This window comes from Citrobacter sp. Cpa228 (genome assembly GCF_030333085.1).
In the GTDB taxonomy this organism is placed as follows: domain Bacteria; phylum Pseudomonadota; class Gammaproteobacteria; order Enterobacterales; family Enterobacteriaceae; genus Citrobacter; species Citrobacter pasteurii.
The window spans coordinates 1-216 of record NZ_JAOWGQ010000009.1 but is presented as its reverse complement, the minus strand read 5'-3'; the positions used below and the strand labels follow the sequence as shown (position 1 = coordinate 216).

At 53.2% G+C, this 216-nt stretch carries 2 tRNA genes; both read left to right on the top strand.

The annotated features are described in order from the left end of the window. Nucleotides 1–2: 2 nt before the first annotated feature. Nucleotides 3–79: transfer RNA gene (locus OGX91_RS00055), tRNA-Arg, on the top strand. A 60-nt stretch (nucleotides 80–139) separates the two neighbouring features. Further along, a tRNA-Arg gene (locus OGX91_RS00050) sits at nucleotides 140–216 on the top strand.

Genomic DNA, 216 nt, shown 5'->3' with positions numbered 1-216 from the left:
TTGCATCCGTAGCTCAGCTGGATAGAGTACTCGGCTACGAACCGAGCGGTCGGAGGTTCGAATCCTCCCGGATGCACCATATTACTTGATAGCGCTTTAGCAGCGACATCAAATCTGCAGTAAAGTAAGTTTCCCTGATGCATCCGTAGCTCAGCTGGATAGAGTACTCGGCTACGAACCGAGCGGTCGGAGGTTCGAATCCTCCCGGATGCACCA